At 45.5% G+C, this 23,267-nt stretch carries 19 protein-coding genes; 14 read left to right on the top strand and 5 right to left on the bottom strand.

Features of this window, described 5'->3' with window-relative positions; genetic code table 11:
• The first annotated feature begins 77 nt into the window (after nucleotides 1–77).
• Both ung and RH86_RS18555 read left to right on the top strand, forming a co-directional pair.
• Nucleotides 78–761 (top strand): uracil-DNA glycosylase, encoded by a 684-nt coding sequence (gene ung / locus RH86_RS18560; protein ID WP_009387949.1) that lies wholly within the window; start codon nucleotides 78–80, stop codon nucleotides 759–761.
• 178 nt (nucleotides 762–939) lie between these two features.
• On the top strand, nucleotides 940–1,491 hold the full coding sequence (locus tag RH86_RS18555; RefSeq protein WP_009387948.1) for a hemerythrin domain-containing protein: 552 nt from the start codon (nucleotides 940–942) through the stop codon (nucleotides 1,489–1,491).
• 54 nt (nucleotides 1,492–1,545) lie between these two features.
• Here RH86_RS18555 and RH86_RS18550 read toward each other — a convergent pair whose 3' ends face one another.
• On the bottom strand, nucleotides 1,546–1,728 hold the full coding sequence (locus tag RH86_RS18550) for a DUF3545 family protein (protein ID WP_005594097.1): 183 nt from the start codon (nucleotides 1,726–1,728) through the stop codon (nucleotides 1,546–1,548).
• Between the two features lie 691 nt (nucleotides 1,729–2,419).
• On the opposite strand from RH86_RS18550, the gene RH86_RS18545 reads away from it, so the two are divergent.
• The 9 genes from RH86_RS18545 to deoD all read left to right on the top strand — a co-directional run bounded on the left by RH86_RS18545 (nucleotide 2,420) and on the right by deoD (nucleotide 12,100).
• The gene (locus tag RH86_RS18545) at nucleotides 2,420–3,853 is read left to right on the top strand and encodes an alanine/glycine:cation symporter family protein (protein WP_005594100.1); all 1,434 of its coding nucleotides are present in this window, start codon (nucleotides 2,420–2,422) and stop codon (nucleotides 3,851–3,853) included.
• Between the two features lie 107 nt (nucleotides 3,854–3,960).
• On the top strand, nucleotides 3,961–4,734 hold the full coding sequence (gene yaaA / locus RH86_RS18540; protein WP_005594102.1) for a peroxide stress protein YaaA: 774 nt from the start codon (nucleotides 3,961–3,963) through the stop codon (nucleotides 4,732–4,734).
• 12 nt (nucleotides 4,735–4,746) lie between these two features.
• Nucleotides 4,747–4,899, top strand: coding sequence for a DUF5363 family protein (locus RH86_RS20605; RefSeq protein WP_009387947.1), 153 nt, complete (start codon nucleotides 4,747–4,749; stop codon nucleotides 4,897–4,899).
• Nucleotides 4,899–5,672, top strand: a complete 774-nt coding sequence (locus RH86_RS18535) for a TatD family hydrolase (protein ID WP_009387945.1) — start codon at nucleotides 4,899–4,901, stop codon at nucleotides 5,670–5,672. Before RH86_RS20605 ends, RH86_RS18535 begins: the two co-directional genes overlap by 1 nt.
• 204 nt (nucleotides 5,673–5,876) lie before the next feature.
• The gene (locus RH86_RS18530) at nucleotides 5,877–7,181 is read left to right on the top strand and encodes a NupC/NupG family nucleoside CNT transporter (protein ID WP_005594108.1); all 1,305 of its coding nucleotides are present in this window, start codon (nucleotides 5,877–5,879) and stop codon (nucleotides 7,179–7,181) included.
• A 525-nt stretch (nucleotides 7,182–7,706) separates the two neighbouring features.
• Nucleotides 7,707–8,483, top strand: a complete 777-nt coding sequence (gene deoC / locus RH86_RS18525; RefSeq protein ID WP_005594109.1) for a deoxyribose-phosphate aldolase — start codon at nucleotides 7,707–7,709, stop codon at nucleotides 8,481–8,483.
• A 227-nt stretch (nucleotides 8,484–8,710) separates the two neighbouring features.
• Complete coding sequence (gene deoA, locus RH86_RS18520; RefSeq protein WP_009387944.1) at nucleotides 8,711–10,039, top strand: thymidine phosphorylase; 1,329 nt, start codon at nucleotides 8,711–8,713, stop codon at nucleotides 10,037–10,039.
• Between the two features lie 57 nt (nucleotides 10,040–10,096).
• Nucleotides 10,097–11,317, top strand: a complete 1,221-nt coding sequence (gene deoB / locus RH86_RS18515) for a phosphopentomutase (RefSeq protein ID WP_009387942.1) — start codon at nucleotides 10,097–10,099, stop codon at nucleotides 11,315–11,317.
• Between the two features lie 63 nt (nucleotides 11,318–11,380).
• Nucleotides 11,381–12,100 carry a purine-nucleoside phosphorylase gene (deoD, locus tag RH86_RS18510; RefSeq protein ID WP_005594112.1) on the top strand — a complete coding sequence of 240 codons (720 nt, stop codon included), beginning with the start codon at nucleotides 11,381–11,383 and terminating at the stop codon, nucleotides 12,098–12,100.
• 177 nt (nucleotides 12,101–12,277) lie between these two features.
• Here the strand turns inward: deoD and RH86_RS18505 are convergent, their stop codons facing one another.
• The gene (locus RH86_RS18505) at nucleotides 12,278–12,880 is read right to left on the bottom strand and encodes a YtjB family periplasmic protein (RefSeq protein WP_005594113.1); all 603 of its coding nucleotides are present in this window, start codon (nucleotides 12,878–12,880) and stop codon (nucleotides 12,278–12,280) included.
• Between the two features lie 151 nt (nucleotides 12,881–13,031).
• On the opposite strand from RH86_RS18505, the gene serB reads away from it, so the two are divergent.
• Nucleotides 13,032–14,012, top strand: coding sequence for a phosphoserine phosphatase (gene serB / locus RH86_RS18500; protein WP_009387940.1), 981 nt, complete (start codon nucleotides 13,032–13,034; stop codon nucleotides 14,010–14,012).
• Between the two features lie 79 nt (nucleotides 14,013–14,091).
• Here the strand turns inward: serB and RH86_RS18495 are convergent, their stop codons facing one another.
• Nucleotides 14,092–16,434 (bottom strand): PilZ domain-containing protein, encoded by a 2,343-nt coding sequence (locus RH86_RS18495; protein ID WP_009387938.1) that lies wholly within the window; start codon nucleotides 16,432–16,434, stop codon nucleotides 14,092–14,094.
• A gap of 133 nt (nucleotides 16,435–16,567) precedes the next feature.
• Here RH86_RS18495 and radA point away from each other — a divergent pair, with 133 nt between their 5' ends.
• Both radA and fusA read left to right on the top strand, forming a co-directional pair.
• Nucleotides 16,568–17,947, top strand: coding sequence for a DNA repair protein RadA (gene radA, locus RH86_RS18490; RefSeq protein WP_009387937.1), 1,380 nt, complete (start codon nucleotides 16,568–16,570; stop codon nucleotides 17,945–17,947).
• 200 nt (nucleotides 17,948–18,147) lie between these two features.
• Nucleotides 18,148–20,235: an elongation factor G gene (gene fusA, locus RH86_RS18485; protein ID WP_009387936.1), complete on the top strand. Its 2,088-nt coding sequence runs from the start codon at nucleotides 18,148–18,150 to the stop codon at nucleotides 20,233–20,235.
• A 108-nt stretch (nucleotides 20,236–20,343) separates the two neighbouring features.
• On the opposite strand, the gene RH86_RS18480 is transcribed toward fusA, so the two are convergent.
• Together RH86_RS18480 and RH86_RS18475 are read right to left on the bottom strand one after the other, a co-directional pair.
• Complete coding sequence (locus tag RH86_RS18480; protein WP_009387935.1) at nucleotides 20,344–21,234, bottom strand: LysR substrate-binding domain-containing protein; 891 nt, start codon at nucleotides 21,232–21,234, stop codon at nucleotides 20,344–20,346.
• 270 nt (nucleotides 21,235–21,504) lie between these two features.
• Nucleotides 21,505–23,190: an AMP-binding protein gene (locus RH86_RS18475; RefSeq protein ID WP_009387934.1), complete on the bottom strand. Its 1,686-nt coding sequence runs from the start codon at nucleotides 23,188–23,190 to the stop codon at nucleotides 21,505–21,507.
• Between the last annotated feature and the right edge of the window lie 77 nt (nucleotides 23,191–23,267).

Raw genomic sequence — 23,267 nt, 5'->3', positions numbered from 1 at the left:
ATCGCCGATCATCTTGTTGATTCGTTTTTGCGTGGTTTTTTGCGACAATAACGGTATCTATATAGAGGACAATCATAATGGCTAAGTTATTGACTTGGGATGATGTGATCGGCGACGAGCAGCAGCAACCTTATTTTCAGCAAACACTGAGTTATGTCGCTGAGCAGCGCGCAGAGGGTAAGGTGGTTTTTCCTCCTGAAGCCGATGTTTTTAACGCCTTTGATGCTACGCCATTTGCCGACGTAAAAGTGGTTGTTTTGGGCCAAGATCCTTACCACGGACCAGATCAAGCACATGGCTTATGCTTCTCGGTTCTACCAGGAGTAAAAACCCCCCCTTCTTTAGTTAATATGTACAAAGAGCTCGCGCAAGATGTGGAGGGGTTTACTATTCCTCAGCATGGCTATTTGCAATCTTGGGCCGAACAAGGGGTGCTATTACTCAATACTGTGCTAACAGTGGAGCAGGGCAAAGCGCACTCTCATGCAAAAACAACCGGATGGGAAACCTATACCGATAAAGTGATTGCAGCACTTGACCAACATGGTAGTGGCATTGTGTTTCTACTCTGGGGAGCGCATGCGCAGAAAAAAGGACGCTTTATTGATCGCTCAAAGCACCATGTACTAGAAGCTCCGCACCCATCGCCGCTGTCGGCTCACCGTGGTTTCTTTGGTTGCCATCACTTTTCTTTGGCTAACCAGCACTTAACCAAACAAGGCTTGAAGCCGATTGATTGGAGACTGCCTGAGCGGGTTTAATTAAGTGAACTCAACGACTCAACGAATATCGCGAGAGAAGCCTGGTGGGCTTCTCTTTATTTTTCAATTACTCGTATTGATTTTAGTTACTGATCTGGCCTTTTTTTGAACAGCCTCTAAACCTTTATTGGCGTTTTCTTATACACTTACAAAGATTGTGTGTTTAAGGAGAAACGCTATGATGATTGAACAAATCAGGCGTGAACATGGCTATATGGTGCGTCTACTCGCTATCCTTGCCAATAAAGTGGAATTGCTAAAGCAAGAACAGCCAGTCAATTACAGTTTGATTAAAGAGGTGGTCGATTACTTGTCTGAATATTCAGAGAAATATCATCATCCGAAAGAGGATATTCTTTATCACTATTACCGTGAACATTACGGTGCGCATGATGATATGGACAACTTAGAATTTGAGCACAAGTTGTTGGAATGTAAAACGCATGCGTTTATGAATATTGTCGAGATGATCTTGCAAGATGCTGTGGTACCGCATCATCTGTTTATTGAGCAATTGGAAGCGTTCATGAATGCGCAGAAGTCACACTTAGAGCTGGAAGAGAAAAATATTTTGCCGATGATTTGTGACCGATTTAGTGTCGAAGATTGGCAACACGTGGAAACGCTCTATAGTGGTTCAGATGACGATCCTGTCTTTGGGGACACGATTGCTGAGCAATATGCGCAACTGGCGAAACGCGTGCGCGCGACAGACAAAGAGTGTATTTAACGTTTATCATACGAGCGGTAAAATAAAGAGGCGCTTTGGCGCCTCCTTTACTGACTAAAATTCTAAATTTTCCAACTTATCTAATCCGATATCCATATCAAGCAGCTCTTTTTCTAAGCGACGACGATCTTGAATTGCCTCTATTTCTCGCCATTTACGTTTAACAGGTTTTGATTTTGCTGAGCGACCTCGTGAAAAGTCCATCTCCATCATCTCATCAAAGTTCAAGCCATCCATATGCCACCTCTGTTGTACGTTGTTATTGGTTAGATTAAATACCATTGAGATTGAAGGGTATCTATGATTGATTTCTCATTTGTTGCGATCCAATGAAATTTTTATGGCTTTTTGTGCTCGATGTACCTTTTTAGAAGAGCGTGCTGTATAAAAAACGTTCAGTTGTCAGTGTGAAAACGATTAATTTTAGCTATTTTTGATGTTAACTGGCTGTTTTAAGTTAGCGCTAAAATGCTAATCAACCTTGCTCTTCTCCCCTCATCCGATAGGTAACATACAAAATGGGGGGTAAATCACACAAATTTGCTGGTAAAACCAGTAGAGACAAGGTGTTAGCCTACTTTTATCGGATGGCGTTTTTATTGCTATTGATAGATTTGGCTTGTTGTTAATAGTTGATGTTGTTGTGCTGATTTTGTGGTTGATTTGTTCTTTTTTGTGTTAACTATTAGTGAGTTTATAGTGAAAAATAACATTGTGATGCGTGTGTTTGCATATTGATTTTTGCTATTCTTCACTGCATTATCCGCCCGTCAAAAATTACGTCGGTACGTGAAACGGAAGCATGAAGCGAGTTTTACAGATCTCAGCTGCCAAAAATAAAACATACACTACCAAGAATTGACACTTGGTGACGCAGCTAGATGGATGGCAAGGATGCAAAATCGACGAAACTCACTATGAGGATGTTATGACAGACTTAATTAATTTAATGAATGACCTGCTTTGGGGGTCGATTCTTGTTTATCTTTTGGTCGGCGTGGGCGTCTACTTTACTATCCGCCTAGGATTCATTCAGTTCCGCCATTTTGGCCATATGTTCTCAGTGTTGAAGAACAGTCGTAAAGCAGACAAAGCTGGTATTTCTTCTTTCCAAGCTCTTTGTACCAGTCTCGCTGCACGTGTCGGTACCGGTAACATGGCCGGTGTTGCTGTAGCACTAACCGCTGGTGGCCCTGGCGCTATCTTCTGGATGTGGTTGATTGCCATGCTGGGTATGGCAACTTCATTTGCCGAAAGTACACTCGCTCAGCTTTACAAAACCAAAGATGATGATGGCAACTACCGTGGTGGCCCTGCTTACTACATGGAAAAAGGGTTGGGCATGCGCTGGATGGGCATCCTGTTCTCTATTTTCCTGATTATCGCTTTTGGTCTGGTTTTCAACGCGGTTCAAGCGAACTCGATTGCCAACGCAATGCACAATGCATTTGGTTGGGATGATCAGTACGTGGGTGTTGTCGTGGTTGCGCTATCGGCGATTGTAATTTTTGGTGGTATCAAGCGTATTGCACGCGTGGCAGAGTTGGTTGTGCCAATCATGGCAACAGCTTATTTAGCGCTTGCACTGTTTGTGATGATCGCCAATATCGAAAAATTGCCAGCAATCCTAACCTTGATTGTGAAGAGTGCTTTTGGCCTGCAAGAAGCCGCTGCTGGTGGTGTGGGTTATGCGATTGCTCAAGCGATGATTAACGGTGTGAAACGCGGCCTATTCTCAAACGAAGCGGGTATGGGTTCTGCGCCAAACGCGGCTGCTTCTGCAACACCATATCCACCACACCCTGCTTCGCAAGGTTATGTGCAAATGTTGGGTGTTTTTGTCGATACGATTGTGATCTGTTCGGCGACAGTATCGATCATCTTGATGTCAGGTGAGTTTGTACCAGGTGGTCAAGTGACGGGTATCGAACTGACTCAAGCTGCGTTGAGCTCTCAAGTGGGTAATTGGGGTAGCATTTTTGTTGCGGTGGCGATTTTCTTCTTCGCTTTCACCTCTATCATTGCGAACTACTCGTATGCTGAAACGAACTTAATCTTCTTAGAGCATAATCATAAAGCGGGTCTTGGCCTGTTCCGTATTATTGTTCTTGGTATGGTGATGTTTGGCGCGCTAGCGTCACTGCCTGTGGTATGGGCATTAGCTGATGTCTCCATGGGTCTTATGGCGATTGTTAACTTGGTCGCGATCATCTTACTTTCTGGTACGGTGATTAAGCTGGCGAAAGACTACAACCGTCAGTTAAAAGAAGGCAAATTGCCGACGTTTGATGCCAATGAGTACCCAGAGCTGAAGTCTCAGCTTGAAGAAGGTATCTGGTATACCGATGAGAAGAAAAAATAGTCGTTGCCAATAGATAGAAACGATTAAATCGATACATAAAGCCATGCAGACATTGCATGGCTTTTTTTGTACTCTAATCATCTGATGATAAATGGAAGAGTAAAGTCATGCTGATAGTTGTTTCCCCTGCGAAGACCTTGGATTATGAGTCGCCATTGGCGACAGAAAAGTTCACTCAACCGGAGTTGGTTGAGTATTCTAAGCAGCTGATTGACGTGTGTCGTCAGTTGACGCCTGCTGATGTGGCGAGTTTGATGAAGGTCAGCGACAAAATTGCTGATTTGAACGTTGGTCGCTTCCAAGAGTGGAGTGAGACGTTTACGCCGCAGAACGCCCGTCAGGCGATCTTAGCTTTTAAAGGTGACGTCTATACCGGTTTAGACGCTGAAACGCTGTCAGAGGACGATTTCGACTATGCACAGCAGCATCTGCGCATGTTGTCTGGCTTATATGGCCTGCTCAAGCCGCTCGACCTTATGCAACCCTACCGTCTTGAGATGGGCACTAAGTTAGCCAATACAAACGGAAGTAACTTGTATCAGTTCTGGGGCAACGTGATCACCGATAAGTTGAACCAAGCGATCAGCGAACAAGGCGACAATGTGCTGATCAATCTAGCATCGAATGAGTACTTTAAAGCGGTGAAACCAAAAGCACTTGATGCGCAGGTGATTACGCCGATCTTCAAAGATTGCAAAAATGGTCAGTACAAGGTGATCAGTTTCTATGCGAAAAAAGCACGTGGCATGATGGCGCGCTATATTATTGAGAATCGCATCTCAAGCGTCGCTGATTTGACCCAGTTTGATGTGGCGGGCTATTACTTTGTCGAAGAAGAGTCGACCCCGACAGATCTCGTGTTTAAACGCGAAGAGCAGTAAAAGGAACGGCTTATGTGGGCTTGGTTTACACGTTGGTTAAAAAAATACGATCAATGGTGTCAGTCGATGGGGCTAACCCCAGAGCAAAAACGCAGTTGCGTTGCATATCGTGCAGAACCAAGTTTGCAAGAGCAACCCAAAGCCTCTTCTAAGGCGCAGCAGTGATGCGCCTTTTTGATACCCACTGCCATTTGGATTTTGCGCCATTTGCAGCGAATATTGAACAACAGCTACAAAGTGCTCAGCAAGTTGGAGTTGAGCGCGTGCTTCTGCCCGCCACTGGGCCTGAAAACTGGTCACGCTTAGCCTCACTCAGTCAGCAGTTTCCGGCACTCTATTATGCGTTGGGTTTCCATCCTTATTTTCTTACTCAGCAGTCTCTTAATGATGTGAAGCTTTTAGGCGCTAAAATGACTGAACGCGTCTCGCGCTGTGTTGCGATTGGTGAGTGTGGTTTAGATGCGATAGTTGATGTCCCTATGGAACAGCAAGAAGCCATTTTTATTGCTCAAATAGAGTTGGCCAAACAGCATCGTTTGCCACTTATTCTCCATGGGAGAAAAACGCACAATCGGCTGATTCAATTGCTTAAACAAGCGCGCTTTGAATATGGTGGCATACTGCATGGGTTTTCGGGCAGTTATCAGCAAGCAATGCAATTTATCGATTTAGGTTTCTATCTCGGCATTGGCGGAGTCATCACTTACCCGCGAGCTAATAAAACTCGTCAAGCTGTCGCGCAATTACCTCTTTCCGCTTTAGTGTTGGAGACGGATGCCCCAGATATGCCATTAATGAGTTATCAAGGTGAGCCCAATCATCCCAAACGTTTGCCTCTGGTTTTACAGCATTTGGCACAATTGCAGAATAAAGATAGGCAAACGGTTGCTGATAACGTTTGGCGTAATAGCAATTTGGCTCTAAATATTTGTGAATAAATTCTAAAATGTTTGTACGCTTTGTGAATTTGAAGAGTGATTTTATTGATCATGATCACATTTGTGATTGAACAATGCGTGAATCGTATCAGAAAGTGTGAAGGGCACATTACTTTATCATAGGTGGGATGAGTATAATTGCCCCGCTTTTTGAGCTCCATTTTGTAACACGCCAACAAATAACTTATAAGGAAGTCATAAACTATGAGCCTGTTTATGAGCCTAGTCGGTATGGTAGTGCTTCTTGCTATTGCATTTGCATTTTCATCTAACCGCAAAGCTATCAATTTTAGAACTGTGGGTGGCGCTTTCGCTATCCAATTTATCCTTGGTGCATTCGTTTTATACGTACCATGGGGCCGTGATCTATTAAACGGTTTTTCACAAGGGGTTTCTAACGTTATCAACTATGGTAACGCAGGTACCGACTTCCTATTCGGCGGTCTTGTTTCTGGCAAGATGTTCGAACTATTCGGTGGCGGCGGTTTCATCTTCGCATTCCGCGTACTTCCAACGCTAATTTTCTTCTCTGCACTGATTTCGGTTCTTTACTACATCGGCGTTATGCAGTGGGTTATCCGCATTCTTGGTGGCGCACTACAAAAAGCGCTTGGCACTTCTCGTGCGGAATCAATGTCTGCAGCAGCTAACATTTTCGTAGGTCAAACTGAAGCACCACTAGTGGTTCGTCCGTTTGTACCTAAGATGACACAATCTGAGCTATTTGCAGTAATGTGTGGTGGTCTTGCATCAGTTGCTGGTGGTGTACTAGCAGGTTACGCGCAAATGGGTGTGCCACTAGAGTACCTAGTAGCAGCATCATTCATGGCAGCACCTGGTGGTCTACTGTTCGCTAAGATTCTGTACCCAGAAGTTGATAAGCCTCAAGAAGACATCCAAGAAGCAATGGATGGCGGCGACGACAAACCTGCAAACGTGATTGACGCAGCAGCAGGCGGCGCAGCAGCAGGTCTACAACTAGCGCTAAACGTTGGTGCAATGCTAATCGCATTCGTAGGTCTAATCGCGCTAATCAACGGTATGCTTGGTGGCATCGGTGGTTGGTTCGGTATGCCTGAACTGACTCTAGAACTGATTCTAGGTTACGCGTTCTCTCCACTAGCATTCCTAATCGGTGTGCCAATGGACGAAGCAATCTTTGCTGGTTCATTCATCGGTCAAAAACTGGTTGTGAACGAATTCGTTGCTTACCTAAACTTCACTCCATACATTCCTCACCTTGTTGATGGTGTATTGGTTGCTGATGCGGTAGTTCCTGCGACTGGCGAAATCATGTCGCCGAAGACAATGGCTATCATCTCATTTGCACTTTGTGGTTTCGCGAACCTTTCATCTATCGCGATTCTACTAGGTGGCCTGGGTTCTCTAGCACCAAGCCGTCGCAGCGACATCGCACGTATGGGTGTTAAAGCGGTACTTGCGGGTACGCTATCTAACCTAATGGCAGCAACAATTGCAGGTTTCTGTCTAACACTATCAAGCATGTAATAAGAGCTCGATAATATAGACGTCACTTGACACGATGCCCTGTAGCAAGAGATTGCTGCGGGGTATTTTTTTGCTTGAATGTTCGTGGCCATATTTTGCAGTGCTTTTTACTTCGGGTATGCACAAAAGTTCGAGCTAACTTTTTTGAGATACAAACCGTTTGCGTTCTTTTTGTTACTACAGTTTTGCGGTGAATGTCGATAATGTAGAGCCATCAATGCAATTTGGGTTGAAATGGATTCGACTCAGCAATGAATTTCAACTGGTTAGCAAATCCATGCTCTCCAGAGGCATATAGCGCAAGCGTTTTTGCGCACTATATGATATTAAAGACACCGCAATCATAGATTGTTGTGCCATAGGCCAAACTGGTACTGTGCGGTGACAAGGATAGCAATTGGGGCAGATTCGCTATTTGCCACGAGTCTTCAAGGAACCAAGTCCGTTCATCAATAACTGCATTCTCAACCTATACTATTTAAGGCCAGAAGCAGTCACATTTTTGAATACTTATCGGAGATAGAAATGAGCGATTTAAAAGCAGCAGCGTTACGTGCACTTCAACTAATGGATCTAACGACGCTAAATGATGACGACACAGATGCAAAAGTAATTTCACTTTGTCATGACGCAAAAACAGCCGTTGGCAATACTGCTGCGATCTGTATCTACCCTCGCTTTATTCCTATTGCTAAGAAGACACTTCGCGAACAAGGTACACCAAATGTACGTATCGCAACGGTCACTAACTTCCCTCACGGTAACGACGATATCGAGATTGCTGTTGCGGAAACCAAAGCAGCTGTTGCCTACGGTGCGGATGAAGTTGACGTTGTATTCCCATACCGTGCTCTTATTGCGGGTAATGCGGAAGTGGGCGCTGAGCTAGTTAAGCAATGTAAAGCAGCGTGTGGCGATATCCTTCTTAAAGTGATCATCGAAACGGGTGAGCTAAAAGAAGAAGCGCTAATCAAGCAAGCTTCGCAAATCTGTATCGAAGCGGGCGCTGACTTCATCAAAACCTCAACAGGTAAAGTACCAGTAAACGCGACGCCGGAATACGCACGTATGATGCTAGAAGTGATTCGTGATATGGGCGTTGCTGAAACCGTTGGTTTCAAACCTGCGGGCGGCGTACGTACTGCTGAAGATGCAGCGGCATACTTAGCAATGGCTGATGAAATCCTAGGTGATAACTGGGTTGATGCTCGCCACTACCGTTTTGGTGCGTCAAGCCTACTAACAAGCCTATTAAATACATTAGAAGTGACAGACGAAACTGCAGATCCTGCTGCGTACTAATCTCTTCGTCATATTTGAAGCTGCAGCGTTGTTTGCCGCATAAATTCGCCCTAATCACATAGTTATCTATGCTCATAGAGCGAATTTACTGGCGGCCTAGCTGCCGCTCCAACTATTTAGAAGATGGTGTAAAAATTCTGTCTGTTTGATGAAGTGGTGCTAGCCATCACTTCAATCTCTACCTCTATTCCCTACAACCATAACTCGCACGAGTATGGGAGGATCTAATGTACTTACCTCAAGAGATCATTCGTAAAAAACGCGACGGCGAAGTGCTGACCAGCGACGAGATCAACTTCTTTATTCAAGGCGTAGCAAACAATACTGTTTCTGAAGGTCAGATTGCAGCGTTTGCTATGACGATTTTTTTCAATGAAATGACCATGCCAGAGCGTATTGCCCTAACGTGTGCAATGCGTGATTCCGGTATGGTTATTGATTGGAGCCACATGAACTTTGGTGGCCCGATTGTTGACAAACATTCAACCGGTGGCGTGGGTGACGTAACGTCCTTAATGCTTGGCCCTATGGTGGCAGCATGTGGTGGTTTCGTTCCGATGATCTCTGGTCGTGGTTTAGGCCACACAGGTGGCACGCTCGATAAACTTGAAGCGATCCCTGGTTACAATATTACGCCAACCAATGAGGTTTTTGGTCAAGTAACCAAAGACGCAGGTGTGGCGATTATCGGTCAGACGGGCGATCTTGCTCCGGCTGATAAGCGTGTATACGCAACGCGTGATATCACCGCAACCGTGGATAACATCTCACTGATCACCGCGTCAATTCTGTCTAAGAAACTGGCTGCGGGTCTTGAGTCATTGGTGATGGATGTCAAAGTGGGTTCTGGCGCCTTTATGCCGACTTACCAAGCATCAGAAGAGCTAGCAAAATCAATCGTTGCTGTTGCAAATGGCGCAGGTACTAAAACCACCGCCATCTTGACTGACATGAACCAAGTGCTGGCATCGTCAGCAGGTAACGCAGTTGAAGTGCGTGAAGCGGTGCGCTTTTTAACTGGCGAATACCGTAACCCTCGCTTACTAGAAGTGACGCTAGCGTCTTGTGCGGAAATGTTGGTGTTGGCGAAGCTGGCGAAAGACAGCGAAGAAGCGAACGCTAAACTGATGGAAGTGCTGGATAACGGTAAAGCAGCAGAGTGTTTTGGCAAGATGGTCGCAGGCCTTGGCGGTCCGGCAGACTTTGTTGCGAACTACGATAACTATTTAGAAAAAGCGCAGATCATCAAGCCAGTGTTTGCCGAGCAAAGTGGTGTGGTTTCTGCGATGGATACTCGTGCGATTGGCATGGCAGTAGTTTCGATGGGCGGCGGTCGCCGTGTGGCGACGGATGAAATTGACTACGCAGTTGGTTTTGACCAGTTCATTCGCTTAGGTGAAGTGGCTGACGAGAATAAACCATTGGCACTGATTCATGCCCGCTCTGAAGAGCAGTGGCAAGAAGCTGCGAAAGCACTGCGTAACGCAATTCAAATTGGCGGTGAGTACACCCCAACGCCAAACGTATATTGTCAAATTCGCGCTGAAGACGTTTAAACTTAATTAAGGCCTACTTAATAATAACGAATTCCAAGTGGGCCTGAGGAACGAGCAATGAAAAGAGCATTTATTTTAGTCCTAGACTCATTTGGTATTGGTGAAACAGCAGATGCTGCACAATTTGGTGATGTTGGTGCTGACACCATGGGCCACATTGCAGAGCAGTGTGCGAAAGGTTTAGCCGATAACGATCAGCGCAGCGGTGCACTGAAACTGCCAAATTTATCTAAGCTTGGTTTGGCGATGGCGCACAAAGAATCAACCGGTCACTTTGCTGCTGGTCTTGAGAGTGATGTTGAGATCATTGGTGCTTACGGTCATGCGGCGGAGCTCTCTTCTGGTAAAGATACTCCATCAGGTCACTGGGAAATTGCCGGTGTACCGGTATTATTCGACTGGGGCTACTTTACCGATAAGAGCAATAGCTTCCCTAAAGAGCTGACTGACCGCATTCTTGCGCGTGCGGGCCTAGAAGACTATTTAGGCAACTGCCATGCGTCAGGCACACAAGTGCTTGATGATTTGGGCGAAGAGCACATGAAAACGGGCTTGCCAATTTTCTACACTTCGGCTGATTCGGTATTCCAGATTGCGTGTCATGAAGAGACCTTTGGCCTTGAGCGTCTATTGGATCTTTGCCAAATCGCTCGTGAAGAGTTGGCAGATTACAACATTGGCCGTGTTATCGCTCGCCCATTCATTGGCTCAGGTAAAGGTCAGTTTGAACGTACTGGTAACCGTCGCGATTTGTCGGTTGAGCCGCCAGCAACCACCGTCTTGCAAAAGCTGGTTGAAGAGAAGCAAGGTCACGTGGTTTCAATCGGTAAGATTGCTGATATCTATGCGAACTGCGGTATTACGAAGAAAGTTAAAGCGACTGGCATCCCAGCGCTATTTGATGCAACGCTAGAGCAGATTAAGCAAGCGGGTGACAACACGATTGTCTTCACTAACTTTGTTGATTTTGACTCTGCTTACGGTCACCGCCGTGACGTCGCAGGTTACGCTGCAGCGCTAGAATATTTTGATGGTCGTATCAATGAAGTTCTAGAATTGATGCAAGAAGATGACATCCTGATCCTAACCGCCGATCATGGTTGTGATCCGACATGGCAAGGTACCGATCATACACGTGAGCATATCCCAGTGATCGTTTATGGTCAGAAGGTGCCAGCTGGCTCGTTAGGTCTGCGTGATACGTTTGCGGATATCGGCCAGACACTAGCAGGTTATTTTGCTACATCTCCGATGGATTATGGCAAAGGCTTCTTGTAAATTACTTAATGGCGTTACGGATAGTCGTCGCGCCTTACTTATATTTTGAAAAGGAATACACAAATGGCAACTCCACATATTAATGCTGAAATGGGTGCTTTTGCAGACGTAGTTCTAATGCCGGGCGACCCGCTACGCGCTAAATACATTGCAGAAACGTTCCTAGAAGACGTAGTTCAAGTATGTGATGTTCGTAATATGTTCGGTTACACCGGTACTTACAAAGGTCGTAAGATCTCGGTTATGGGCCACGGCATGGGTATTCCTTCATGCTCAATCTATGTTACAGAGCTAATTAAAGACTTTGGTGTGAAGAAAGTGATCCGTGTTGGTAGCTGTGGCGCGGTTAACGAAGACATTAAAGTACGTGATGTGGTTATCGGTATGGGTGCTTGTACTGACTCAAAAGTAAACCGTATTCGTTTTAAAGATCACGACTTTGCTGCGATTGCAGATTACAAAATGGTTCGTGCAGCTGAAGATGCAGCAAAAGCTCGTGGTATCGACGTAAAAGTTGGTAACCTATTCTCAGCTGAACTGTTCTACACGCCAGATCCAGAAATGTTCGACGTAATGGACAAATACGGCATCGTGGGTGTTGAAATGGAAGCGGCGGGTATCTACGGTGTTGCAGCTGAATACGGCGCGAAAGCACTGACTATCTGTACTGTTTCAGATCATATTAAAACAGGTGAACAAACCTCTTCTGAAGAGCGTCAAAACACCTTTAACGACATGATGTTGATTGCCCTCGATTCAGTTCTACTTGGCGACGCAGACTAATAACGTCGATTAGAGTGCTCACTTCGAGAGTTGGAGATGTTGCGCTTTAGATATCAAGATAACCTTTATGCGTTGTCTTGAAGCAAAATAAAAGGGTTGAAGTATGACTACTTCAACCCTTTAAAATATCTCGCTTCTCGCTTCTCGCTTCTCGCTTCTCGCTTCTCGCTTCTCGCTCTACATCTCTTTCAGCAACAAGTTTTCACCCTTGTTCTTTGGCTTACGGCGAATAATGAAGGCCAATAAGAAACCAGCCACAAAACTCACCCCGACCATCGAGTACATGTAGCGATCACTCTTGCGGTAATAGTGATCGGAAAAGGCGGTCAACTTACCGGTTTCAAAGGTCATGCGAATAAAACCGACGATGCTATTGTCATGCATGATGGGTTCAACCAACTGCTGACGGCCAATCCGCGCCGTTTCCAATGGGGTATCTAAGCCCAGGATTTCACGTACTGATTTGGCTTTATCGCTGGAGGCAAGGCGAATACCTTCCGCATTATAGATTGTGGCATCAAACACCAATTTGTCTTGTGACAATTGATTGGTGAGGCGTAACAAGCGCTCTTGGTCACCTTCAGAGATCATGGTGCCAGCCGACAGAGAGGCTTGAGAAATGAGTACTTTCGTAAATGTTTCGAGCTGGTTTGCTTGGATCTGTTCGTTACCTTTGGTGATTTTCACGCTATTAACCGCAATCATCGCACCGCCAGCAATCAAAAACAGAATGACCAGCACTCTTATCGCCATACGAAATGAAAACAAAGAAGAGTCCATTAGTTACCTTCCATTACCTTAGAGTCGTATAGCAGTGAGCTGTGACTCGCGGGCTAAAACATAAAATATCGTATACACTGCGCATATTGAGACTTGCGTTACCAAATTGCAATAGGGTAACGTGGAAGCAATTTTAACAGGAATTTTTGACATGGATATGTTTAATACCTTATCAATACGTCGTCATACGACGCTACTTAATCGCTTACCTGAAACCCAGCAGTCTACTAATTTCGATCGCAAAAAGGCCGGTTGGATTGTGTTTGCTCACTATCTCAATGGGCAACAGTTCGATGACATCGATTTTTTCACTGGTGAATATAACCCGATCGTCGATGTTTGGAAGGTCGGGCAATATGAAGTTGCTTTGATGGCCGGCGAGCTGACCGCTGAATTGGAAGAGATTTTACAGGCTCTAGAGCTAGACTATGCACAACTGCGCGATATTCCTGATCTGACTAAGCCGGGTTTGATTGTGATGGACATGGACTCGACGGCGATTCAAATTGAGTGCATTGATGAGATTGCGAGGTTGGCTGGTGTCGGCGAGGAAGTCTCGGCGATCACTGAGCGTGCGATGCAAGGTGAACTCGATTTTGAACAAAGCTTACGTCAACGTGTTGCTAAGCTTGAAGGTGCTGACGAAGGTATTCTTAGCCAAGTGCGTCAGTCATTGCCGTTAATGCCCGATTTAGGTGAGCTGGTGAGTACGCTGCACAAGTTTGGCTGGAAGAGTGCGATCGCTTCTGGTGGCTTCACCTATTTCTCTGATCACTTACAGCAGATGCTTGGCCTTGATCATGCCCAATCAAATTTATTGGAAATTGTGGATGGTAAGCTGACGGGGAAAGTGTTGGGGGAGGTGGTCTCTGCGCAGACCAAAGCCGATATTTTGCTGCAACTGGCAGAGCAATATCAGATAGAAGTGCATAATACGATTGCTGTCGGTGATGGCGCGAATGATCTCACTATGATGGGTGTTGCCGGTTTAGGTATTGCTTATCATGCTAAGCCGAAGGTTGAACAGCAAGCGCAGAGTGCCGTGCGCTACAGTGGTTTAGGTGGTGTATTGTGTATCTTATCTGCGCAGCTGATTCAGCAACAGAAAATCAGTTTTAAGCCACTACCTTAAGTGACTTGATACGAATCGAGTAAAAAAGCGAGCCGAAGCTCGCTTTTTTTGTTTCTACCCGACGCATTGTTGAGAGGCGCTATTGTGTTAGCTCAAGGCGAATCAACACTTCTTCAGTAATATCGATATATTCGCTGTAACCGACAATCGAACAGATCTCTTTCTCGAGTGTACGTGCTTGGTGCATGCTGATGTTGCTTAGATCTTCGAGATCTTTGCGCAGTAAGGCGGTAATTGGATCAAACACAGGCGTTGCACAGATCCTCAAAGCATAAAAATCACCCATTAATTGGGTCTTTTTAATGAATTCAATACGTTCTTGTGTCGATTCAAAGTCACTTGAAAGCATGGTTTCGAGCGATTGAATACGTGAGCCAAATTTGATTGCCGATATATACAACTCTTGATATTGCGGGGTTGCCCCCTCGATGCGTTTCATCGGCGCCGCTAATAATGTAGTGGTACGCCCTTTATAGACTGCCTCTAAAGAGTATTTATCATTGTGTCCTAACTTGGCAAACAGCGTTAGATGAGGCAGCAGCGGATAGTTCACGCCAATCACTTTTGGTTTTAGGCTATTGCCTTTTTTTTCCACGAATAGCGGCGTACTGATCATCTTGTCGAGCAAAACATTATGCAGGCTTTCCAGTAACTCTTGGCTTGGCAAGTTCTCTTGTTTGGCGACTAACTTTTCGTGATTGTGTTCAATCAGGCGACCAAAAAAGGTCATGGTACGGCGGTTTTTACTGTTGTTATCCATCACCAGTTGCACCCGTTTTCCACCCGGACTAATGCGGATAACGGTATAAGGCACTTTGTTTAATTGCAAAGAACGGTCATAGAGCTGCAATTCACTGAAGTTGATGTCACATTGATCGCCTGCTTTGAGTTCTATCGGGGTGTTCAAAGCAACGTATAGACCACGACGAGAAATATCTAAGGTCACGCCGGAAGCTTGCTGTCCTCTGGCTGACAAAAATAGCGGTGAACGGAACTGATAACGAGGTTCTCTACGACGGCTTTGTGCATCAAAGTAGAGACTGATTGGGGTATCGACACAATTACGTTTGTGACAGAAACGGTTTAGTTCGCTAGTGGCTAAACGCGGCTTTTCCGTCAGCAAATAATCTTTGCCAGAATGATGATCGGCGATCTCTTGTAAAATACCAAAGTGAGTCAGTTCTCGGGTTAGATCTAAAGAGTCCGGTGGTAAATTCACCAGATGTTCGCGCTCGTGTTCCGAGAGTTCAAATACCGAAAGGCGAAACACTTTCCAGCTCTCTTTTTTTGCGCCTACATGCCAAAACAGTTGGCGCTGTTCACGCGTAGCCTCTGGCATCATCATTGAGAAGAAACGCTCTTTATGGCCCTGTTGATGCTTGAAGGAGTAGAGCACATTATTGCTGCCACGTACGCCGGGTTTGGTGAGCTGCTCCATCCGTTCTTGGCTAAATAGGTTGGAGAGCGTTAACTGGTTGCGCTCATCATTCCAATATTGCCAAATAGCTTGGTTGTTTTCGGTCATCAAGACCATTTTCAACTCATTGCCACTAAAGAACACCGGCAGGTTACATGTGTGTTTAAGATAGTTGTGTTCATAGCCACGTGAGCGGGCTCGGATTACTTTATCTTGATTATCGTGACGCGCTTTGAGTGAATGGGTATGGAGAAATTGGGTTATGATTTCATCCACTACAGGGGTTTCATCGAGTTTGATTACACGTAAAAATCGAACGGCGTCATTTTCATGTGATTCATCAATGCCAACAATGCGATACTGGATCGCCTCTTCGATATTAACAATCTTGTTGCTACGAGCCACTTCGGTATAAACAACCGAGATCACTTCCCCCAGTTTATAATCAAAAGCAGAAGGGGCTTTAAGTCGACCGCCAGACGGAGAAATGTCCACTGTAACGCCATGAACCAGTTGATCATTGGCGAGGTGGATTTCAATCTGGGTTGAGATCTTGAGTCGGTTTTCTTTTCGTTTCAGATCGTAGCCCATCACGATGGGTTCGGCGTGGAAGCTGATAGCTGTGTTAGTGAGATCAGAGCCTTGCGGCTTACCTTTTTGATTCATCACTTTAAAACTGTTACGTGTGTTACTGAGTGAGTCAAAGACTCCTTCGGTATAACCACTGAATTTACGTACGTTTTTGTGATAGATATTAAAAGCCACATCATCGAGCCAGTGAGTGATGCCATCTAACTCGTATTCTCGACATTCTCCTTTCACTCTGCCGCGCAAATCGATAGAACGATAGCAGGGGGTAGTCAGGCGTTTGAGTTCCATCTTGACCAGAATTTTTAACGACGGTGGTTCGCCATCTGTCAATTGTGACAGAAGGTATTCAAAGTCCTCCGTTTTATATACGGGGATCAGTCGTTCTGAGATAGAGAGTATAGCCTGCTTCTGCATGTTTTTTTTAGCTTGTCCTTGTCTAAACTGATATCGGCCTTGATTATTAGATCTTTAGTGATATGTTACGGCGAATCAAGTCTATAAGCTGGCTATTTAGGCTGCCAACATCACAAAAACACATTGAGGTCACATGGCAAAAGCAAAACGAGCGTACGTTTGTAATGATTGCGGGGCAGATTTTCCTCGTTGGCAAGGTCAATGCAGTGCCTGTGGCGCTTGGAATACCATCAGCGAAGTGCGCCTTGCCGCATCTCCTGCGGTTGCACGTAATGAACGATTGACCGGTTATGCTGGCTCTGGCGATGAAAGCCAAGTACAAACCTTGGCGGAAATTAATCTGCAAGAGGTGCCTCGTTTTAGCAGTGGCTTTAAAGAGCTCGACCGAGTGCTCGGTGGTGGTATCGTACCTGGGGCGGCGATTTTGATCGGTGGTAGTCCTGGGGCGGGTAAATCAACATTACTGCTGCAAACCATGTGTCTTTTGTCTGCGCAAATGCCAACCTTGTATGTCACGGGTGAAGAATCATTGCAGCAAGTGGCCATGCGCGCCTCACGTTTAGGTTTGCCAAAAGATCATCTAAAAATGCTCTCTGAAACTAATGTCGATCGTATTTGCCAAGTGGCTGAGAAAGAGCAGCCAAGAATTATGGTGATCGACTCTATTCAGGTAATGCACGTTGCTGATGTGCAATCATCACCAGGTACGGTTGCGCAGGTGCGTGAGTCAGCCACGGCGCTGACGCGTTATGCTAAGCAAAATAATGTCGCCGTGTTTATGGTTGGACATGTCACCAAAGATGGCACATTGGCAGGCCCTAAAGTCCTTGAGCATATTATTGACTGCTCGGTATTGCTGGATGGTGGCACCGATACCCGTTTTCGTACCTTACGCAGCCATAAAAACCGTTTCGGTGCGGTGAATGAGTTAGGCGTATTTGCCATGACAGGGCAAGGCCTGCGTGAAGTCAGTAACCCGTCGGCGATCTTCCTTTCTCGAGGTGAAGAAGAAACTTCGGGCAGTTCCGTGATGGTGGTTTGGGAAGGGACGCGTCCACTCTTGGTTGAAATTCAAGCTTTGGTCGATTATTCACAACTGGGCAACCCACGTCGTGTCGCCGTCGGTTTAGAGCAAAACCGTTTGTCGATGTTATTAGCGGTATTGCACAAACATGGTGGCTTACAAATGGCGGACCAAGATGTCTTCGTCAATGTGGTTGGTGGTGTGAAGGTGACCGAAACCAGTGCTGACCTTGCTTTGGTTATGGCATTGTTGTCGAGCTTTAAAGATCGTCCGCTGCCAAAAGATGTGGTGGTGTTTGGCGAAATAGGTCTGGCGGGCGAAATTCGTCCGGTACCAAGTGGCCAAGAGCGCCTCAACGAAGCGTTTAAACACGGTTTTAAACGCGCGATAGTCCCCGCGGCTAATATGCCTAAAGGCGGTATTGAAGGCATGCAAATCCATGGTGTGAAAAAGCTTTCTGAAGCATTGGCTGCTTTTGACGAGATTTAAGTGAATTTCGGCTAAATTATCTACGTTTATTAGACGTTAAATACTGGGATTTTCCACGACTAAATACTACAATTGGCTATTATTTTGGGGTTAACTCGCCCAATAAATATTTTTTCACATAGCAGCATGCAAAGGTATCAGTCTTGACAGAATGTGATATACTCTGCGCGCATTTTATATCCTATTAACAGAGTAAGACAATGGCAGATTTATCGAAATACAGAAACATTGGTATTTTCGCGCACGTTGATGCGGGTAAGACTACTACCACTGAACGTATCCTTAAGCTAACAGGTAAAATCCACAAAACTGGTGAGGTTCACGATGGTGAATCTACTACTGACTTTATGGAACAGGAAGCTGAGCGCGGTATTACTATCCAGTCAGCAGCAGTAAGCTGTTTCTGGAAAGACCACCGTTTTAACGTTATCGATACTCCTGGACACGTTGACTTCACAGTTGAAGTTTACCGTTCTCTTAAAGTACTTGATGGCGGTATCGGCGTATTCTGTGGTTCTGGCGGTGTTGAACCTCAGTCAGAAACTAACTGGCGTTATGCGAACGACTCAGAAGTTGCACGTATCATCTTCGTTAACAAACTAGACCGTATGGGTGCAGACTTCCTTAATGTTGTAGAACAAATTAAGAGAGTACTGGGCGCTACGCCTCTAATCATGACTCTACCAATCGGCCGTGAAGATGACTTCGTGGGCGTTGTAGACGTTCTTGAGCGTAAAGCGTACATCTGGGATGATTCTGGTCTTCCAGAAAACTACACTGTGTCTGAAGTTCCTGCAGACATGGTTGACGACGTTGAAATGTACCGTGAAGAGATGATCGAAACTGCTGTTGAGCAAGACGATGATCTAATGGAAGCGTACATGGAAGGTACAGAGCCTTCTATCGAAGAAATCAAGCGTTGTATCCGTGCTGGTACTCGTACTTGTACTTTCTTCCCAACGTTCTGTGGTTCAGCGTTCAAGAACAAAGGCATGCAGCTAATTCTTGACGCAGTTGTTGCGTACCTACCTTCTCCAACAGAAGTAGATCCTCAGCCTCTAACTGATCCAGAGACTGGTGAACCAACTGGCGAAGTAGCGACTGTTTCTGCTGATGAACCACTAAAAGCGCTAGCGTTTAAAATCATGGACGACCGTTTCGGTGCTCTAACGTTTATCCGTATCTACTCAGGTGTGATGAACAAAGGTGACACTATTCTTAACTCAGCAACAGGTAAAACTGAGCGTATCGGCCGTATGGTTGAGATGCAAGCTGATGAGCGTACTGAACTAACAACTGCACAAGCTGGTGATATCATCGCTGTAGTTGGTATGAAGAACGTTAAGACTGGTCATACTCTATGTGATCCTAAGCACGAGTGTACTCTTGAGCCAATGATCTTCCCAGAACCAGTAATCTCTATTGCTGTAACACCAAAAGATAAAGGCGGTTCTGAGAAAATGGGTATCGCGATCGGTAAAATGGTTGCAGAAGATCCAACGTTCCAAGTTGAGACTGACGAAGATTCAGGCGAAACTATCCTTAAAGGTATGGGTGAGCTTCACCTAGACATCAAAGTAGACATCCTTAAGCGTACTTACGGTGTTGATTTGGCTGTTGGTAAACCTCAGGTTGCTTACCGTGAAACTATCACTAAAGAAGTTGAAGATAGCTACACGCATAAGAAACAGTCTGGTGGTTCTGGTCAGTTCGGTAAGATCGATTACCGTGTTAAACCAGGTGAGCCAAACTCAGGCTTCACGTTTAAGTCTTCAGTTGTTGGCGGTAACGTACCAAAAGAATTCTGGCCTGCAGTAGAAAAAGGCTTCGCTAGCATGATGGAAAACGGCGTACTAGCTGGCTTCCCTACTCTAGACGTTGAAGTAGAACTACTTGACGGTGGCTTCCACGCAGTCGATTCATCTGCAATCGCATTTGAAATCGCAGCGAAAGGTGCATTCCGTCAATCTATGCCTAAAGCTGGTGCACAACTTCTAGAGCCAATCATGGCTGTAGACGTATTCAGCCCAGAAGATCACGTTGGTGATGTAATCGGTGACCTTAACCGTCGTCGTGGCATGATCAAAGATCAAATGGCTGGTCTAACTGGCGTTCGTATCAAAGCTGACGTACCACTTTCAGAAATGTTTGGTTACATCGGTACTCTACGTACTATGACTTCTGGTCGTGGCCAATTCTCTATGGAATTCGCACGTTACGCAGCATGTCCAAACAACGTAGCTGAGCAAGTAATTGCTGAAGTTAAAGAGCGTAACGAGAAGAAGTAATTCTTTAAGTTAACTCTATAATGTCAAAGCCCCTTGAGCGTAAGCTCAAGGGGCTTTTTCTTTATCAATGGCTAAAAATAGAGGCGACTTAATTGCGTTGGTTTACTATTACGTGATTTCAGCGTGTAACCAGTGAGTAAACGCTTTTATACGTTCACGGCGTGGTGATTCTTGCGCGGTAAATAGGTTGAACTGGATACCGGGTGTTAAGCCGATATTAAAAGGTTTAACCAGTAAGCCTCGCTCAACAAAGTCACTGGCTAAACAATCACTGGCCAGGCAAGCTCCATGTCCTGCAACAACGGCGCTCATTGCCATATCGAAGGTGTCGACCTCCATCCAATGCACGGCATTGTCATTCATCGTTAAGCCATTACATTCGAACCATTGATGCCACTGAAAAGAAGGTGAGTCAAAGTGGATCAACCAGCAATCGAGCAGTTGTTTAGGATCATCAAAGGTGGTCGATTCCGCCAATGATGGCGAACAGAAAGGAAAAATAGGCTCTTCAAATAGTAACTCTTTTTCCAGTGATTCTTCACCAATTAGGCTTTCTCCTTGCCAAATTGCGACATCGACTTCGCCATGTTGTACATCCATCGCTTCACACGTTGTAATGATACGAATGGAAATATTAGGATGCTCGAGGGTGAACTTCCATAAGCGAGGTAACAACCAGCGTGAGGCAAACGAAGGGGGAGCACTGACTTTAAGTAAGCCATCTAACGGTTCATTCTGGATCTTGTTGAGACCACAAATCACTTGTTCAAAACCAAGAGCAACATGCTCTAGTAGCGTTTGACCTTTAGAAGTCAGAGCCATACCACGCCCTTTACGCTGAAAGAGCTTACAGTCTAGATCGTCTTCTAAACGTCGGATGGTTTGACTAACAGCCGCTTGGCTGACAAATAATTCATCGGCAGCTTTACTATAGCTTTGTAATCGTGCCGCCGCTTCAAAGCAACGTAAGCTGGAAAGAGTTCTAAGTCGCTTGTCCATAAGCCTCTACTATATTGGTTTCTTTAAGAAGAAAAAAAGAAGTGTTCAAAAGCATCGCATTGAACAAATGATCTTCATCATACAAACCTAGCGAGGAGAGGCAAGCGGTGATGGTCGATAGGATAGAGCGGAGTGCGGAATATGACGATTGGGTTTCAGTTTTACCTAATCGCTCGGCCCCAGTACTGCGCAAAAGAGACGAAAAATCTGCTGGCGAAGAACCGCTGAAGAGTTAAAACCAAAAGGAGCGCTACGCGCTCCTTTTCATGATTATTTCTCCCACACCACCAGTTGGTCTTTTGGCCAGTTGGCTCCGACATCGTGGTATTTTTTCTCCAGAATATGTCGTTTAATTTTAAGCGTTGGTGTTAGGACGCCATTTTCGATGCTCCAAGGCTCTTTGATCATCAACACTCCTTTGATCTTCTCGTGGGAGGCCAATTTAGTGTTCATGCGCTCAATCACTTTTTGCGTACTACGCTCATAACGCTCTGGATCAAAGTTGGGGAAGTCATGCGGCACGACCAACAATATAGGTCCTGGCAGACCAAGACCAATCAAACACATCATCTCAACACGAGTGTATTCAAAGAGCTTTTTCTCGATCGGCACGGGTGCAACAAATTTCCCTTTGGCTGTTTTGAAGGTGTCTTTTTTACGGCCTTGAATGGTGAGGTAACCCTCACTGTCGATTGAGCCTATATCGCCAGTGTGTAACCAGCCGTCACGATCAAAGGATTCTTGAGTGGCGATATCATTTTTGTAGTAACCCGAAAATAGGCCCTTACCGCGTACCATGATCTCTTCATCGTCGGCGATTTTTAGCTCGATCCCCGGCCCTGCATTCCCCACGCTGCCAATTTTATCGGCGCGAAATGGGAAGTTCAGCGTGCTGTAAGCGAAGGATTCGGTCATCCCCCATGCTTCAGTAATATTCAGACCGACACGGTGATACCAATCAAGCAGTGCAGGAGAGACAGGGGCAGAGCCACATCCTAATACTCGGGCTTGATCTAATCCCAAGCCGTCGGCCAATTTTTTCTTAATCAGCGTATTCACAAACGGGATTTTCAGCAGAATATTGAGTTTCTTTTGCGGTAGTTTGTCTTGGATTCGCTGCTGGAACAATGTCCACAGTCGCGGCACGGAAATGAACAGGGTTGGCCGCTGCATTTTTACATCATCGATAAAGGTATCCAGTGACTCAGGAAATGCGGTTTCGATACCGCCCATAATTGAAGAGCCAAAAATATAGACTCGCTCAGTGATGTGCGCCAAAGGTAAATAAGAAAACAGTCGATCGCCTCGTTCGATTTGAATGTGATTAATCAACTGCTGAACAGACCAAGCAAACGCGCCATAGGTCAGCATTGCCCCTTTAGGCAATCCCGATGTTCCTGAAGTGTAGACAATCGACATCAGTTTATCATCATGATGCTGAGGCCTTGCTTCACTTGGCTCTGACTGTTCAATTAATGCGGTGAATTGATGCTGGCAGCGTGGTGCGGTGTCATAAGCAAGACTGATGGTGATTAGCTCAGGCATAGCATCAATCACTTGCTGAGTGGCGGCTGGATCATCCAGTTTTCCACCAATCACCACTTTGCTCTCACTGTGAGTGAGACAGTATTCGATGGTATCCGCGCCGGCGGTTGGAAAAATAGGCACACTGACAAAATCACCTAACATCATGGCTAAATCACAAATAAACCATTCAGCACAATTTTTCGAAACGAGTGCCACTCGATCGCCGGGGCGAATCCCTAGCTCGTTGAGTGCACTGACTAACCTCAGAGCTTTATCGGCGACCTCAGAGTAACTGTATTCGACAAATTGGCGATTAATGATCTGCTTGAGATAAATTTCATCAGGGCGTTCTTGAGCCCATTTAAGAATCATGTCACTGGCAGGGGGAAGCGTGCAATTTGTATTGCTCAATTGGTCTGGCTGAATCATTGTCTAACTCCATGTTATTGGCAAAGATTCCCTTCGTTCTATGGTGGGCATGGCTTAGCACTTGGGAGAGCAAGAAC

It is taken from the genome of Vibrio sp. N418 (assembly GCF_000222565.1).
GTDB lineage: Bacteria > Pseudomonadota > Gammaproteobacteria > Enterobacterales > Vibrionaceae > Vibrio > Vibrio scophthalmi.
Note: the sequence above shows the minus strand (reverse complement) of the source record. Positions and strands in the feature narration are given on the sequence as shown.